Annotated in this window: 13 protein-coding genes; 6 read left to right on the forward strand and 7 right to left on the reverse strand. The window is 61.9% G+C overall.

Annotated features, from left to right (window positions below; translation table 11 throughout):
• Window positions 1-160: 160 nt before the first annotated feature.
• On the reverse strand, window positions 161-511 hold the full coding sequence (locus BS630_RS22580; RefSeq protein WP_003542353.1) for a hypothetical protein: 351 nt from the start codon (window positions 509-511) through the stop codon (window positions 161-163).
• A 436-nt stretch (window positions 512-947) separates the two neighbouring features.
• Between BS630_RS22580 and ctrA the strand changes: the two genes are divergently transcribed.
• The gene (gene ctrA / locus BS630_RS22585; RefSeq protein WP_003542362.1) at window positions 948-1,649 is read left to right on the forward strand and encodes a response regulator transcription factor CtrA; all 702 of its coding nucleotides are present in this window, start codon (window positions 948-950) and stop codon (window positions 1,647-1,649) included.
• A 218-nt stretch (window positions 1,650-1,867) separates the two neighbouring features.
• On the opposite strand, the gene BS630_RS22590 is transcribed toward ctrA, so the two are convergent.
• Together BS630_RS22590 and chpT are read right to left on the reverse strand one after the other, a co-directional pair.
• On the reverse strand, window positions 1,868-2,230 hold the full coding sequence (locus tag BS630_RS22590) for a response regulator (RefSeq protein WP_003542364.1): 363 nt from the start codon (window positions 2,228-2,230) through the stop codon (window positions 1,868-1,870).
• 121 nt (window positions 2,231-2,351) lie between these two features.
• A complete protein-coding gene (gene chpT / locus BS630_RS22595; RefSeq protein ID WP_003542366.1) occupies window positions 2,352-2,999 on the reverse strand; it encodes a histidine phosphotransferase ChpT in 648 nt (215 codons plus the stop codon).
• Window positions 3,000-3,193: 194 nt separating this feature from the next.
• Between chpT and BS630_RS22600 the strand changes: the two genes are divergently transcribed.
• A complete protein-coding gene (locus tag BS630_RS22600; RefSeq protein ID WP_012758704.1) occupies window positions 3,194-3,781 on the forward strand; it encodes a DUF1134 domain-containing protein in 588 nt (195 codons plus the stop codon).
• 116 nt (window positions 3,782-3,897) lie between these two features.
• Entirely contained in the window at window positions 3,898-5,064 is a 1,167-nt protein-coding gene (locus tag BS630_RS22605) for a coiled-coil domain-containing protein (RefSeq protein WP_077979111.1), read from the forward strand.
• An 83-nt stretch (window positions 5,065-5,147) separates the two neighbouring features.
• Here BS630_RS22605 and BS630_RS22610 read toward each other — a convergent pair whose 3' ends face one another.
• Window positions 5,148-5,972, reverse strand: coding sequence for a TrmH family RNA methyltransferase (locus tag BS630_RS22610; RefSeq protein ID WP_077979112.1), 825 nt, complete (start codon window positions 5,970-5,972; stop codon window positions 5,148-5,150).
• Between the two features lie 7 nt (window positions 5,973-5,979).
• The gene (locus tag BS630_RS22615; protein ID WP_003542374.1) at window positions 5,980-6,366 is read right to left on the reverse strand and encodes a hypothetical protein; all 387 of its coding nucleotides are present in this window, start codon (window positions 6,364-6,366) and stop codon (window positions 5,980-5,982) included.
• 42 nt (window positions 6,367-6,408) lie between these two features.
• On the opposite strand from BS630_RS22615, the gene BS630_RS22620 reads away from it, so the two are divergent.
• Together BS630_RS22620 and rpoH are read left to right on the forward strand one after the other, a co-directional pair.
• On the forward strand, window positions 6,409-7,434 hold the full coding sequence (locus BS630_RS22620) for an RluA family pseudouridine synthase (protein ID WP_077979113.1): 1,026 nt from the start codon (window positions 6,409-6,411) through the stop codon (window positions 7,432-7,434).
• A 190-nt stretch (window positions 7,435-7,624) separates the two neighbouring features.
• A complete protein-coding gene (gene rpoH / locus BS630_RS22625; protein WP_003561986.1) occupies window positions 7,625-8,533 on the forward strand; it encodes an RNA polymerase sigma factor RpoH in 909 nt (302 codons plus the stop codon).
• Between the two features lie 106 nt (window positions 8,534-8,639).
• On the opposite strand, the gene BS630_RS22630 is transcribed toward rpoH, so the two are convergent.
• The gene (locus BS630_RS22630; RefSeq protein WP_077979114.1) at window positions 8,640-11,156 is read right to left on the reverse strand and encodes a hypothetical protein; all 2,517 of its coding nucleotides are present in this window, start codon (window positions 11,154-11,156) and stop codon (window positions 8,640-8,642) included.
• Window positions 11,157-11,216: 60 nt separating this feature from the next.
• Complete coding sequence (locus BS630_RS22635; RefSeq protein ID WP_011653210.1) at window positions 11,217-12,515, reverse strand: adenylosuccinate synthase; 1,299 nt, start codon at window positions 12,513-12,515, stop codon at window positions 11,217-11,219.
• A gap of 191 nt (window positions 12,516-12,706) precedes the next feature.
• On the opposite strand from BS630_RS22635, the gene BS630_RS22640 reads away from it, so the two are divergent.
• Window positions 12,707-13,624: a DMT family transporter gene (locus BS630_RS22640; RefSeq protein ID WP_077979115.1), complete on the forward strand. Its 918-nt coding sequence runs from the start codon at window positions 12,707-12,709 to the stop codon at window positions 13,622-13,624.
• Window positions 13,625-13,646: the final 22 nt, after the last annotated feature.

Below are 13,646 nucleotides of genomic sequence, written 5' to 3' on the forward strand. Positions count from 1 at the left end.
CATAAAATAAATCGTCCCTGCGGGGGACGAATCTCGTTTCCGGTGGGAGCGACGCCATAAGGCAAACACCAAAAGCCATGTATAACGGACAGCGCGCCCATCATACATGGCTTCTCAGTGGCGATCCCAGGGCGCCGAAGCCGGCACCCAGCCGTTTCTCTTACGCCCTTGCTCTGGCGCCGCCGTCACGCTCTTCCAGCGCTGTGGCCCTTGCATATTCCGCTTGCATCTCCTCGAGCGCCATTTCCAGCGTCTCTTCCTGCATCTTCAGTTCCTTGATCGAAACCTGCAGGTTGTCGGCCCGCTGACGCGCGGCCTTGGCGAAGGTCGGATAAGCAAAGTGATTCGGGTCGGAAATACCGGACTTCTTTTCCTCGACGACGATCTGGCTCTCCAGATCCTTCGTCATCCGTTCGAATTCGGACATCATCATCTGCAACTGCTGCAACTGACGTCGTTTTTCGTTCACCTGAAATTCCTTCAGGCGAACGAGACTTTCTCGCGACTTCATACGCATTACTCCCGTGATGCGAGACCCCGGCTCAACTTGAAACCGCCCTGCGCGCCGCTTTGACACGGTTTGCTAAAAAATTTCCCGCGATATTAACAAATACCTACCGCTGGTAACCTTTCGTTTACGGGCATCGTTAATGATAGGCCCGATGATTTAAGGGTCGGTAAATGCCGAGGCATGAAATTCGAACCTTTTCATTGGCGAGTCGGATGAATCACTTAGCGTCGTTTCCTAATGTTAAAGTTGAGGAGCACCTTTTTGAGATTCCTATTGGAAAACAGAGAAATGGAAAAATTGCTTAATAAATTCGATACTCCTTGCCAGAGTGAATTAGAATTTGTTAACCATTTCGTGGCAGCTTTCAAATCACGTAGCGTGTTCGGTATCGTGTAGGGGGCCAGACCACCTTTCGGCGGCGGTAAAGGGGATAATTATGCGGGTACTTCTAATCGAGGATGACAGCGCGACAGCGCAGAGCATCGAGTTGATGCTTAAATCAGAGAGTTTTAATGTTTATACCACCGATCTCGGTGAAGAAGGCGTCGATCTGGGCAAGCTGTATGATTATGATATCATCCTTCTCGATCTGAACCTGCCCGACATGTCCGGATATGAAGTGCTTCGCACTCTCCGGCTGTCCAAGGTCAAGACGCCCATCCTTATTCTGTCGGGCATGGCCGGCATCGAAGACAAGGTTCGCGGCCTCGGTTTCGGCGCTGACGACTACATGACCAAGCCGTTCCACAAGGACGAGCTCGTCGCCCGCATCCACGCCATCGTCCGTCGCTCCAAGGGCCACGCCCAGTCGGTCATCATGACGGGCGAGCTGATCGTCAACCTCGATGCCAAGACGGTCGAAGTCGGCGGCCAGCGCGTCCACCTGACGGGCAAGGAATATCAGATGCTGGAGCTGCTTTCGCTCCGCAAGGGCACCACCCTCACCAAGGAAATGTTCCTGAACCACCTCTACGGCGGCATGGACGAGCCGGAACTGAAGATCATCGACGTCTTCATCTGCAAGCTCCGCAAGAAACTTGCCAACGCCGCCGGCGGCGCCAACTACATCGAGACTGTCTGGGGCCGTGGTTACGTTCTTCGCGAGCCGGATGGTGCCGAATACGCCGAAACCGCCTGATATTTTTTCCGATCCCCCTTATCGGATAAACGAAGATCCCGCCTTTTCGGCGGGATTTTCGTTTCTGCCTGCGCAATAAGAATCCGCCCTCACCTCAGGCCGGATCGGCCTGAAATCCTCTGTTCTTTCGATCTAGGAAATAACCTGGGGCGGCCGAGACCGCTTGCACGCGGCATCATGCTCCGGTGGTGCCGATATCGGCGGAAGAGATCTGCCCGTCAGGCGGCGATCGCGCGGTTTCCGAAAACGGCGGTCAGGATCTTGCGATCGAACGGCTTCAGCAGGAAGTCGGTGGCTCCGGCCCGTTTGCCCGCCATGAGTTTCTTCAGATCCGCCTCGACGACGCAGTAATAGATCTTGACCTCTTTGCCGCCCTCCATGGCACGGATGGCGGCGATGAGGTCGAGGGCGCCTTCCATGCCGGAATCGACGATCAGATATTCCGGCAGCTCCGCCTGGCAGCGCTGCAGCGCCTCGCCGGCGTTGGAGGCCTCGCTGACCAGAAAGTCGAGTTCGGAGAGAATGCGCTTGCCGACCTTGCGGACGATGTCCGAATTATCGGTGATCATGAACCTTTGCATGGCCGCTCCTTTGCCCCCGCATTCGTCGCAGCAAGAGGCCTCTTACAACCCTGGAGAATAGGTCCATCAGGCTAACGAATCGTTACCGGACGGGGCGCCGACACGGGTCCGCGCCCCGAAATCAGGCTGCCGCAGCCACTGCCGTGAACACCAGTTCGTCGGCGCTGGCGCTGTGATCAAGCGTCATTCCGCACTCCTGCGCCAGAAGCACGGTGTAATAGGGCTGGATCGAATGGGCATCGATCGCTTCCTCGATAGTGCCGGTCGATATCTCGACGAACTTCGGCGGCAGGCGCATCAGTTTGCCTTTGGACGTGAGCTTGAACTTCGCATCGAACTCGGGATTTTCGAGCGTTACCTCGAGCACGCCGCCGCGCGGAATGGCGGAATAGGCAACGAGGAAGAGGTTGAGCAGCAGCTTGACACGGTTCTTGGCGACGATGGCGCGCGGTCCGTTCCAGATCACCTCGGTCTTCTTCTCGGCGACGGCGAAATCCTTGGCTGCACGCTCGGCCTCGCCGGTGTCGATCGAGGCGCCGACGGAGCCCGACGCGCCGAAGGCGAGACGTGCGAATTTCAGGCGGACGGAAGCATTGAGCGCGCTGGTGCGGATCAGGTCCATCGCATCGGCATCGGCGCCGCCTTCATCCAGGAGCTCCAGCCCGTTATTGATCGCGCCGACCGGCGAGATGACATCGTGGCAAACGCGGCTGCAAAGAAGCGCGGCCAGATCCGGGCCGGACAGGGTGAGATTGGGGTTCTTGGACATCATTGTCTCCTGATGGGCGGCAATTTCATTGCGCCCGGAATATGCTTCATCAAAATTGCGCGAAGTTTGCGATCGTACTCGATGCCATAATGACACCATATTTGGTAAACCGATTGTTAAGATCATCGGCGCAAAATGCACCAATCGCCGCGAGCGGTTGCCCGCTCTCAGCCAAACGACGAACGGATGACACCATGCGCCCTCGATTTCCGCACAGATTCATCGGCTTCTGCAGGTTACTTTCGGCCCTCATCTTCTCCTCGCTGATGGTTGCCGGGCCGGCCGCCGCCCAAGACAACGGTCAGTACACGATGCAGGAAATCGTCGACGCCGGCCACTCCTTCTTCGGTTCCGCCAGCGGCGGGCTTGCCAAGGTCGTCGAGAGTGCCTTCCAGAAATACGGCCTGCCGAACGGCTATATCCTCGGACAGGAAGGCGGCGGCGCCTTCATCGCCGGCCTTACCTATGGCGAAGGCCAGCTGAACACCAAGAACGCCGGCGAACATAATCTCTACTGGCAAGGCCCCTCGCTCGGCCTCGATTACGGCGGCCAGGGCTCACGCGTAATGATGCTGGTCTACGACCTGCCCTCCGTCAACGGCATCTATGCCCGCTTCGGCGGCGTCAGCGGCTCGGCCTATGTGATCGCCGGCTTCGGCATGACGCTGCTCAAGAACAACGACGTGCTGGTCGTGCCGATCCGCACCGGCGTCGGTGCTCGCCTCGGCGTCAATGTCGGCTATCTCAAGATCACCCAGGCGCCGACCTGGAACCCCTTCTGAGGCCTCAAAGCCGCTGGAATCTGCCGCCGTCCCCACCGGCGGCCTTGCCATGCGCGTCACGCGTGCTTAATCATCGCGGCTGACCTCGTATCAACCTTCTTACCGATGGCCGCGCCGTGATCGAATATGCTCTCTTGTTCGGATTGGGCTTCCTGACCGCGGCCTTCCTCGTCTTTCTGGTCTCGCCCGCCGTTCACCGCCGCATCGTCTGGTATACGGAGAACAGGCTGAAAGCGACGATGCCGCTGAGCCCGCAGGAGGTCCGCGCCCAGAAAGACATGGTGCGCGCGCTCTATGCCGCCGAAAACGCCCGCACCACCCAGGACCTTCTGCGTGAGCGCGAGAAATCCCTGTCGTTCCAGCTTCGCCACGACGCCCTCGCCGTCGATGCCGGCAGGCTTGCCGCCGAGATCGGCGAATTGCAGGCCCAGATCGGCGAGATGCATGTCGAGGCGGCCGACCAGCGCTCGCATCTGCGCAAGGACGAGAACTATATCAGTCAGTTGAAGACCAATCTGCATATTGCCGAGCAGTCCGCTGCCAACAAGGAGAGCGAACTGGCGACGATGAGGACGCGGCTGAGCAAACTCGGTGAACAGGCCGATGGGCTGCGAATAGACCTGGCCGCGCGCGAGACCGAGGCGGAGAGCCTGAAATTCCGCGTCAACGCGCTGCGTGACGAACGGGACACGCTGCGCCAGGACGTCAGCTTGCTGCAAAAGCGCGCCAAGGATGCCGAACAGAAACTGACGCAGCAGCAGCATATGGTGATCCGCCTGGAGGATAAGGCCGCGCGCGAGAGCGCTTCCGCCATCGAAAAGGAAACCCTGGTCGCTCGCCGCCAGCAGGAGATCGCCAGGTTGAAGGAGCAGTTGAAGACCGCCAACGCCGAGATCCGCAAGGTCAACCGGGTGCTGCGCGACGCCGGCCTTGCCGGGATGGTCGCGGAGCTGCCGGCGGAAATGACGACCGAAGACACGACCACATCGACGCTCGACACCGCTGTCGTCACGGCTGAGATGGGCGAGGATGTCCGTAAACGCAGCGCCGCCCTGGCCGAGCGCCTGCAAAAGGCAAAGGCCGTAGCCGGACGCGATGGTGCGATCCGCGAGGAGATCGCCTCGATCGCCGCCAATATGGTGGCGTTGACTGCCCTGAACGAGGGTCCCTCCTCGCCGATCCGCGCGCTGCTCGTCGAAGGTGCGGAAAAGAGTCCCAACGATCGTGTCAATCTTGCCGACAGGGCAGCCGCGATCCTCGCCGATCTCCCGAGCGTCCGATAGGACGCGCGGCGCGCATGTTTGACCATCATGTTTGAATTGACGCAGAACCCTGAAAATCGATTCCGATTTGAGAGGGATATGCGTTAGACCCGGCCCATCGCCGAGGCCATCGAAAACAACGCAATCCCCGTCGCCGTCGCGGCATTGAGGCTGTCGAGTTCCTCCGACTGTGGAATGCGCGCGCTCTGGAACCGCGCAAGCAGCGCCTCCGGCAACCCCTCGCCCTCGGTGCCGACGACGAGCGCCATGCGCGTCGAGGCCGGAATGGCGCGGATATCGGTCTTGCCGTGCGGTGAAAGCGTCCAGATGGCAAAGCCCTGTTCGGCAAGCGCCACGAGTACATCCAGCGCCTTGCCGCCGCGGCGGTGTGGAACGCTCAGCACCGAACCGACCGAGACACGCAGCGCCTTGCGGTAGAGTGGATCACAGGAGGTTTCGTCGAGCAGCACCGCATCCGCCCGGAAGGCCGCCGCATTGCGGAACATCGAGCCGGCATTGTCGTGATTGGAAATACCGCAGCCGACGAGCACCAGCGCCCGTTCCGGCAGCGCGTCGAGAATTGCCGCCTCGCCGCGGTCCTGTCGCCGGCCGAGCGCGAGAACGCCGCGATGCAGATGGAAACCGACGACGCCGTCGAGCACATCCGCCCCGGCGACATAGACCGGCACATCGACCGGAAACCGCTCCAGGATGGGCAGCACGCCCTCGACGCGGTTGCGCAGCAGCAGGATCTTCTCGGCGAAAAAGCCGCGGCCTGCCGCATGCGCCTCGGCGAGCATGCGCAGCACGACCGTGCCTTCGGCGATGAAGCGGTTCTCTCGGCCCGTCAGGTCACGCTCGCGGATCTCGCGGAATTCAGCGACGTGCGGATCGTCGGCGCTGTCGATGTCGATCGGGACGGCGGCCATGCCGGCCTCAATTGCCCGTAACTGTGACGTCGGCGACGGTGCGGCCGGTCCTGAGATCGTAGACCAGCGCCTTGTTCTTGCCCTCGACCGTTTCGCCGTAGAACAGAAGCTGCCCTGCCGAAAACGAGGTGGACTGCACCTTGAAGCCGAGTGGCAGGGAAACGGTTGCCGCAAGCGGCGCATCCGAGGGCACGCCGGAGGCGGTAACAGCCGACGCCGTCTCCTTCGGCTCGCTGTGCATCACCTTGTAGACAACCGCGCCGAAGACCGCCATAAGGCTCACGAACATGATGGCGCCGGAAACGATCTGCAGGCGGACCATCTTGCGCCGGACACTTTCCATCGCCGGATCAAGGGGCTTCTCTTCCTGGTCGTCTGGCTCGATTGCTGTCATCTGTGCGTCCCGTTCTAAAAAATACGTCGGAGAAGAAGCGTCTTGAGCGACCCCTTTAAACAAGCAGCCGGCAATAGAAAAGTCCTGACCGCCGATGAAACTGCCGAAGGCCGGTTGGACGCCTGGCTGACGGCGCAGGTCGGCGAGGAATTTTCGCGCAGCCGCATCAAGGCGCTGATCAAGGACGGCCAGGTTTTTCTGCGCGGCGAACCCGTCACCGACCCGCAGCGCAAGGTGCGCACCGGCGACAGTTTCGAACTCACGCTGCCCGAGCCGGAAGACCCGACGCCGCAGGGCGAGGACATCCCGCTCGATATCCTCCATGAGGACGACGACGTCATCGTCATCTCCAAACCTTCCGGTCTCGTCGTCCATCCCGGCGCCGGCAACTGGACGGGGACGCTGGTCAACGCGCTGATCCACCATTGCAGCGATACGCTCTCCGGCATCGGCGGCGTGCGCCGCCCCGGCATCGTCCACCGTCTCGACAAGGATACGACAGGCGTCATGGTCGTCGCCAAGAACGACATTGCCCATCGCCACCTGTCGCTGCAATTTGCCGACCATGGCCGCACCATGCCGCTGGAGCGAGCCTATCAGGCAATCGTCTGGGGCAGGCCCCGCTCACTGTCGGGCACGGTCGACGCGCCGCTCGGGCGCGCCACCGGCGACCGCACGCGCCGCGCCGTCAAACGCCCCGACAGTCAGGACGCCGACGAGGCGATCACGCATTACCAAGTGATCGAGCGCTTCCATGAGAAGCCGGACGCGACCGCGTTCGCCTCGCTGGTCGAGTGCCACCTCGAAACCGGGCGCACCCACCAGATCCGTGTCCACATGGCCCATGTCGGCCATCCGCTGCTCGGCGACACGGTTTACGGTGCCGGCTTCAAGACCAAGGCCAATCTCCTGCCCGAAGAGATCCGCAAGGTCGTCAACGGCTTCGGCCGCCAGGCGCTGCATGCCTTCATGCTGCAGTTCGAGCATCCCCGCACCGGTGAAATCATGCATTTCGAGGTGCCGCTGCCGGATGATATGGTCGAACTGGTCGACGCGCTGCGGCGATAAAGCCGGGCTCCGAATGCCGCCTGCCCAACTCACACCTGCGTGAGCGGCACCTTGAACCGCCGTTTCGCCACACTTATCTGTATATTGACTTAGTGCGGGCTCGCAGTAGAGCCGCACGTCCCGGTTTGCCTTTTTTAACGCGAGGATGCGTTTCCATCGGGAACCGGAATTCACTTTAGGAGGGTGCACTATGGCCCGAAATACCTTGCCGTCCATTACCGCCGGTGAAGCCGGTCTCAATCGTTACCTCGACGAAATCCGCAAGTTCCCGATGCTGGAGCCGCAGCAGGAATACATGCTCGCCAAGCGTTATGCCGAGCATGGTGACCGCGATGCCGCCCACAAGCTCGTCACCAGCCACCTGCGCCTCGTTGCGAAGATCGCGATGGGTTATCGCGGTTACGGCCTGCCGATCGGCGAAGTCGTCTCCGAAGGCAATGTCGGCCTGATGCAGGCCGTCAAGAAGTTCGATGCCGAGCGCGGCTTCCGCCTCGCCACCTATGCTATGTGGTGGATCAAGGCCTCGATCCAGGAATATATCCTGCGTTCGTGGTCGCTGGTGAAGATGGGCACGACCGCCAACCAGAAGCGCCTGTTCTTCAACCTGCGCCGGCTGAAAGGCCGCATCCAGGCAATCGATGACGGCGACCTGAAGCCGGAGCACGTCTCGGAGATCGCCACCAAGCTGAAGGTCTCGGAGGAGGAGGTCATTTCGATGAACCGCCGCCTCTCCGGCGACGCCTCGCTGAACGCGCCGATCAAGGCAGCCGAAGGTGACGGCGGCCAATGGCAGGATTGGCTGGTGGATGACCACGACAGCCAGGAAGACGTGCTGATCGAACAGGATGAGCTCGACACGCGCCGGCGCATGCTGGCGAAAGCGATGAGCGTGCTGAACGAGCGCGAACGCCGCATCTTCGAGGCTCGCCGCCTCGCCGAGGATCCAGTGACCCTGGAAGACCTTTCGACTGAATTCGATATCAGTCGCGAGCGCGTTCGCCAGATCGAGGTCCGCGCCTTCGAAAAGGTGCAGGACGCCGTCCGAAAGGAAGCCCTGGAACGCGCCAAGGCCGTCCGGGTTGTCGAAGCCACGGCATAAACCTGTCGCGTGATACAATTGAAGAAGGCGGGTCCTTGCGGCCCGCCTTTTCTTTTTCATTCATCCTTGTCCGCAGCCTCGGCACCGCGCCAAGATCGGGAAACCGTCACTGGCTCGTCGACACATCTCCGAGCGCAGTCCACTCCTTGATCGCGGTGTTGAAGGCGTCCGTTCCCGTACCGCCCTTTTCCATCGTCAGCAGCGCGCGGCGGCCATTGCGGTAGGTGATCGGTATATCGATCCAGTTGCGGGTCGACATCAGGTCGAGATTGGCCTTGCGCGCATCAGGGTAGTCGTTGAGCGCGATCATGTGGAAATCGTCGGTGATCTTGGCCGGAACCGCGATCAGCGCGTCACCGCGGTCCTGCTCCGTGCGCTTCATCGAGATGCGCTGGACGCTGTCGATGCTGCCACCTTCGAAATTCGGCGGCACCGAGAAGACGATCTCGACGAGATGGCTTGCCGGCAGCGACGGATCGGAATTGCGCTTGAAGGTGACGAGAGCCGAGAGATTGCGCTCCGGAACCGTGACATTGCCCTGCACCGTCGCCTCCTGCCGGCCATCCTGGCCGGCCTCGTGCTGCACGCTCCAGACGACCGATCCCTCGATCGCCGTCGGCGAGCTCTGGCCGATGCGCTCCTCATAGAGGAACATCTTTTGCGACGAACCGACGGGCGCGGTCTGCGGCGGCGATGTCACCGGGCCATTCGGCGTCCGCGTGTCGGCGGGTGCCGCATCGCCCTGCGCGCTGGCAGGCGGCGTATCGGCTGCCGCGACATTCTGTTCGGCGACCGACTTTCCTTCCGCGGTCGGCGTTCCCGGCACCGTCGCCGGGCCACTGTCGACCTCGGTTCCATCGGTCAGCAGCCGCTGGGTGAATTTCGAATTGGCCGCAGCGCCGTCATTGTTCACTGACGCTACCTGCGGGTTCGGCAGCGCCGGCGCCGCTGGAGTATTTTGCGCTCCTGGTGTGGTTGGCTGGGCTGGCGTCACCGCGCTCGGCTGGGCAGGTGTCGTTGAGCTATCCGGCGGCGTTGCCGCATCGTTCCTAGTCGCCTGCGACGGTGCCGAGCTGACGAGCCCGTCGACCATCGCCACCAGCGCCTCTCTGTTCGTCCAGCCGGCATAGGCGCCGCCACCGATCAGGATGAGTGCGAAGATGAGCGTGATCACGGTGCCGATGCCGAAGCGGCGGCGCTTCGGCTCCATACGGAAGCTCTTGCCCTGCAGCTTGGAGGCAACAATCTGATCGATATCCATCGACGGATTGGCGTCATCGTCATCAGCGGCGACAGAGCCGCGGCGGTCGTAGCCGCGCAGCGCCTTCGCCTCTCGCCAGTCCTCGCTCGGCGCGCCGCTAGCAGGCGCCGGCTTGCCGTTGTGCACTTCGGCGAAGATATCGACATCGTCGAAATGAGAGGCAACCGGCGTCTTCTTATTATTGCCGGCCTCGATCGGCGGCAGATCGTCGAAGGCGGCCGTCTCCCAGGAAAAACTTTCCTTGGCGGCCGGCATGACGGCGGCGGGTGCCACTTTTTCGAGGCTCGATATCACCTCCTCGAAGGCGCGCGCCGAGGCATCGGCGGTAATCGGCGCCGGCGCCGTCTCCGAATATTGCCGCAGTTCCTCTTCCGCCCATTCGGTCTCTGCATCCTTGGGCGCCGGAGCCGGCGTTTCGGCAACGGGCTCGGTCCAGACGGGGTCGAAATGCGCCGCAGCTTCGGCCTGTAATGGTTCCTCGCGGCTATGCTCGACGAATTCCTGCGGACGATCGAAATCGGCGACCGGCTCCACCAGGCGGTTGGATGCGTGGTCTATGCCGCGAGTGATCGGCTGCAGCGGCTCGTCGGGCTCGTAAGCCTCCTCGGCCTCCGGCTCCTCGCTTTCCACCGCCGCAGGTTCGTCCGCGATCTCGTCGGCTTCCAGGGGATGCTGCTCGTCGGCACGGTCTTCGCCGGCTTGCTCGTCGCGATGCTCGGAGGCTGGCGCTTCCCAGCCATCATGTTCGGCCGGCACGTCTTCAGAAGCGACGTCGCGCGCCTCGCTGGCATGCCATTCCTCGGCCGGCGCTTCCTCCTCCTGAGAGGGATGCCAGTATGTTTCGGCCGGACCGGATGTTTCCGGCGAAACCGGTGTTTCCGCGGGAACGGATGTTTCAGGGGAAACGAGCGTTTCCTGGGAAAGAGGCCCCTCGGCAGCGACCTCTTCCTCAGCCTCCTCCGGTGCGCCGGCCTCCACGTGATCGGGCTCGTCTACGGCCTCGGCCGCCTGCGGTTCCACATAGGCTTCGTAGACCGGTTCCTCGGCAGCCGTCTCCGGCGCCGACGCCGGTTCGCTTTCGTCGGGAACCGCTTGTTCTTCGAAGGATTCCGCCGCGGTGACGGCCGCAACCGGCTCATTGAGCGGCATCGCCTCGGAGTGTTCGCCTTCCACTTCGCGGATGGCAGCCTCGAGCTTTTCGAGCTGGCGTTGCAGCATGGCTTCCGGCGGACGCGGCTTCATGTTCTCGAGCTGCCGCTGCACTGCGCCGCGGGCACGTTCGTAGACTTTCACCCGCATCTCGGGGGTATTTTCAGCCAGGCCGTCGACGGCCCGCCGAATGACTGCAATAAAATCCGCCATCAGTACTTTCTCAAGAAGTCCGGCACTCTACCGAACCATCCTCCACAGTGACCCGTGAGCTTAATCCTCAAACGGATCGGTCACAAGTATCGTGTCATCCCGCTCCGGGCTGGTGGAAAGGAGCGCAACGGGTGCCCCGATCAGCTCTTCGACCTGGCGAACATATTTGATCGCCTGTGCCGGCAGATCCGCCCAACTGCGGGCGCCGACGGTCGATTCCTTCCATCCCTCCAGGGTGATGTAGATCGGTTCGACTCTAGCTTGCGCTCCCTGGCTTGCGGGAAGATGATCAATCTGTTCGCCGTCGAGCATATAGCCGACGCAGATTTTCAATTCCTCAAGCCCGTCGAGCACGTCGAGCTTGGTGAGCGCGATGCCCGTGATGCCGTTGGTGGCGATCGATTGGCGCACGAGTGCGGCGTCGAACCAGCCGCAGCGCCGCTTGCGTCCGGTCACCACGCCGAACTCATGACCTTTTTCGCCAAGGAACTCACCGATCGCGTCCTTCAGCTCGGTCGGGAACGGGCCTTCGCCGACGCGCGTCGTATAGGCCTTGGTGATACCGAGGATATAGCCGAGCGAGCCGGGTCCCATGCCGGAACCGGCAGCGGCCTGACCGGCCACCGTGTTCGACGAGGTCACGAAAGGATAGGTGCCGTGATCGATGTCGAGCAGAGTGCCTTGCGCGCCTTCGAACAGGATACGGGAGCCCTTGCGACGCTCCTTGTCGAGGAAGAGCCAGACCGTATCACGGAAGGGCAGCACCCGATCGGCGACCGAGGTCAGTTCGTCCATGATCGCCTGGTGGCTGACTTCGGCAACGCCGAGGCCGCGGCGAAGCGCATTGTGATGCGTCAGAATACGGTCGACCTTGCCGGAAAGACTATCGAGATCGGCAAGATCCATGACGCGGATGGCGCGGCGGCCGACCTTGTCTTCATAGGCCGGGCCGATGCCGCGACGGGTCGTTCCGATCTTGGTGCCGCTGTTCGACGCCGCATCCTCGCGCATGGCGTCGAGCTCGCGATGCAGCGAAAGAATGAGCGTCGCATTGTCTGCAATGCGCAGATTGTCAGGCGTGACCGTCACGCCCTGTGCCTCCAGCCGGCCGATCTCGGCGATCAGCGCATGCGGATCGACGACGACGCCGTTGCCGATGACGGCCATCTTGCCCGGGCGCACGACGCCGGACGGCAGCAGCGAGAGCTTATAGCTGGTGCCGTCGATGACGAGCGTATGGCCGGCATTGTGTCCGCCCTGATAGCGCACAACGATATCCGCACGCTCCGAAAGCCAGTCGACAATCTTGCCCTTGCCTTCGTCACCCCATTGCGAACCGACCACGACTACGTTCGTCATCCAACTCTTCCTGTTACCGGCGCGGAACCGCGCACCTGCTCAAACCCGCGCATCTATAAAGCTTTGTTTTTTGGAAAGCGACCCTGTTGTCACAGTAGATTGGGCTTTTTACGTGACAAATCAGCAGCCGACAGGCTATTTCCCGTCACAAAACGCCGCTCGGCGATCGCGGAAAGACGGGAAGAACGCTCTTGCAAGCCACGGCCTATATCTGTCTCGTTATCGCCACCCTCTGCTGGGGCGGCAACTCCGTCGCCGGCAAACTCGCGCTCGGGCATATCAGCCCGATGATGCTGACCTTCCTGCGCTGGTTCCTCGCCGTCGCAATGATCGCCGCAATTTCAGTACCGCAACTGCGGAAGGACTGGCCGGTGGTGAGGAAGAACCTGCCGCTGCTCCTCTTCTACGGCGTCATCGGCTACACCCTTTTCAACGCTATGCTTTATTCGGCCGTGCAATATACGACGGCGATCAACGTCGCCATCGAGCAGGCCGGCATCCCGATGCTGATCTTCCTGCTGAATTTCATGTTCTTCCGTACCGGCATCTCGCTGGCGCAATGTCTCGGTTTCGGCATGACGCTGATCGGCGTCGCTCTGACCGCCGCGCATGGCGACCTCGCAACGCTGCTGCAACTCAGCCTCAACCGCGGCGACGGGCTCATGCTGATCGCCATTGCCGCCTATTCGGTCTACACGATCTTCCTGCGCTGGAAGCCGCCGCTCGACTGGCGCACGCTGATGGCGGTCCCGGCGCTCGGCGCCATGCTGACCTCGCTGCCGCTACTCCTCTGGGAGGCCGGCCGGGGTGCCGCCCAGTGGCCGGACCAGGCCGGCTGGGTCATCACTCTCTACACGGCGATCTTCCCCTCGCTGGTGGCGCAGATCCTCTATATCAAGGGCGTCGTGGCAATCGGCGCCAACCGCGCCGGCCTCTTCATCAATCTCGTGCCGGTGTTCGGAACGCTGCTCTCCGTCGCCCTGATCGGCGAGCAGCTGCAGTCCTTCCATGTGATCGCACTGGTGCTGACCTTGGGCGGCATCGCGATCGCCGAAAAGGGCCGTCCGAAAGCTTCGTCGCCGACCGTGCCCGCCTCACCCTTGGATTAAAACCTTTTTCTGGTCAGGAAAG

The sequence above is a fragment of the Rhizobium laguerreae genome (genome assembly GCF_002008165.1).
In the GTDB taxonomy this organism is placed as follows: Bacteria; Pseudomonadota; Alphaproteobacteria; order Rhizobiales; family Rhizobiaceae; genus Rhizobium; species Rhizobium laguerreae.

Bases quoted from the DNA above. Each gene is read 5' to 3' on its own strand.
- ctrA (WP_003542362.1), top strand. From the start codon at position 948: ATGCGGGTACTTCTAATCGAGGATGACAGCGCGACAGCGCAGAGCATC.
- BS630_RS22580 (WP_003542353.1), bottom strand. From the start codon at position 511: ATGAAGTCGCGAGAAAGTCTCGTTCGCCTGAAGGAATTTCAGGTGAAC.
- BS630_RS22615 (WP_003542374.1), bottom strand. From the start codon at position 6,366: ATGACAGCAATCGAGCCAGACGACCAGGAAGAGAAGCCCCTTGATCCG.
- chpT (WP_003542366.1), bottom strand. From the start codon at position 2,999: ATGTCCAAGAACCCCAATCTCACCCTGTCCGGCCCGGATCTGGCCGCG.
- BS630_RS22600 (WP_012758704.1), top strand. From the start codon at position 3,194: ATGCGCCCTCGATTTCCGCACAGATTCATCGGCTTCTGCAGGTTACTT.
- BS630_RS22610 (WP_077979112.1), bottom strand. From the start codon at position 5,972: ATGGCCGCCGTCCCGATCGACATCGACAGCGCCGACGATCCGCACGTC.
- BS630_RS22635 (WP_011653210.1), bottom strand. From the start codon at position 12,515: ATGACGAACGTAGTCGTGGTCGGTTCGCAATGGGGTGACGAAGGCAAG.
- BS630_RS22630 (WP_077979114.1), bottom strand. From the start codon at position 11,156: ATGGCGGATTTTATTGCAGTCATTCGGCGGGCCGTCGACGGCCTGGCT.
- BS630_RS22590 (WP_003542364.1), bottom strand. From the start codon at position 2,230: ATGCAAAGGTTCATGATCACCGATAATTCGGACATCGTCCGCAAGGTC.
- rpoH (WP_003561986.1), top strand. From the start codon at position 7,625: ATGGCCCGAAATACCTTGCCGTCCATTACCGCCGGTGAAGCCGGTCTC.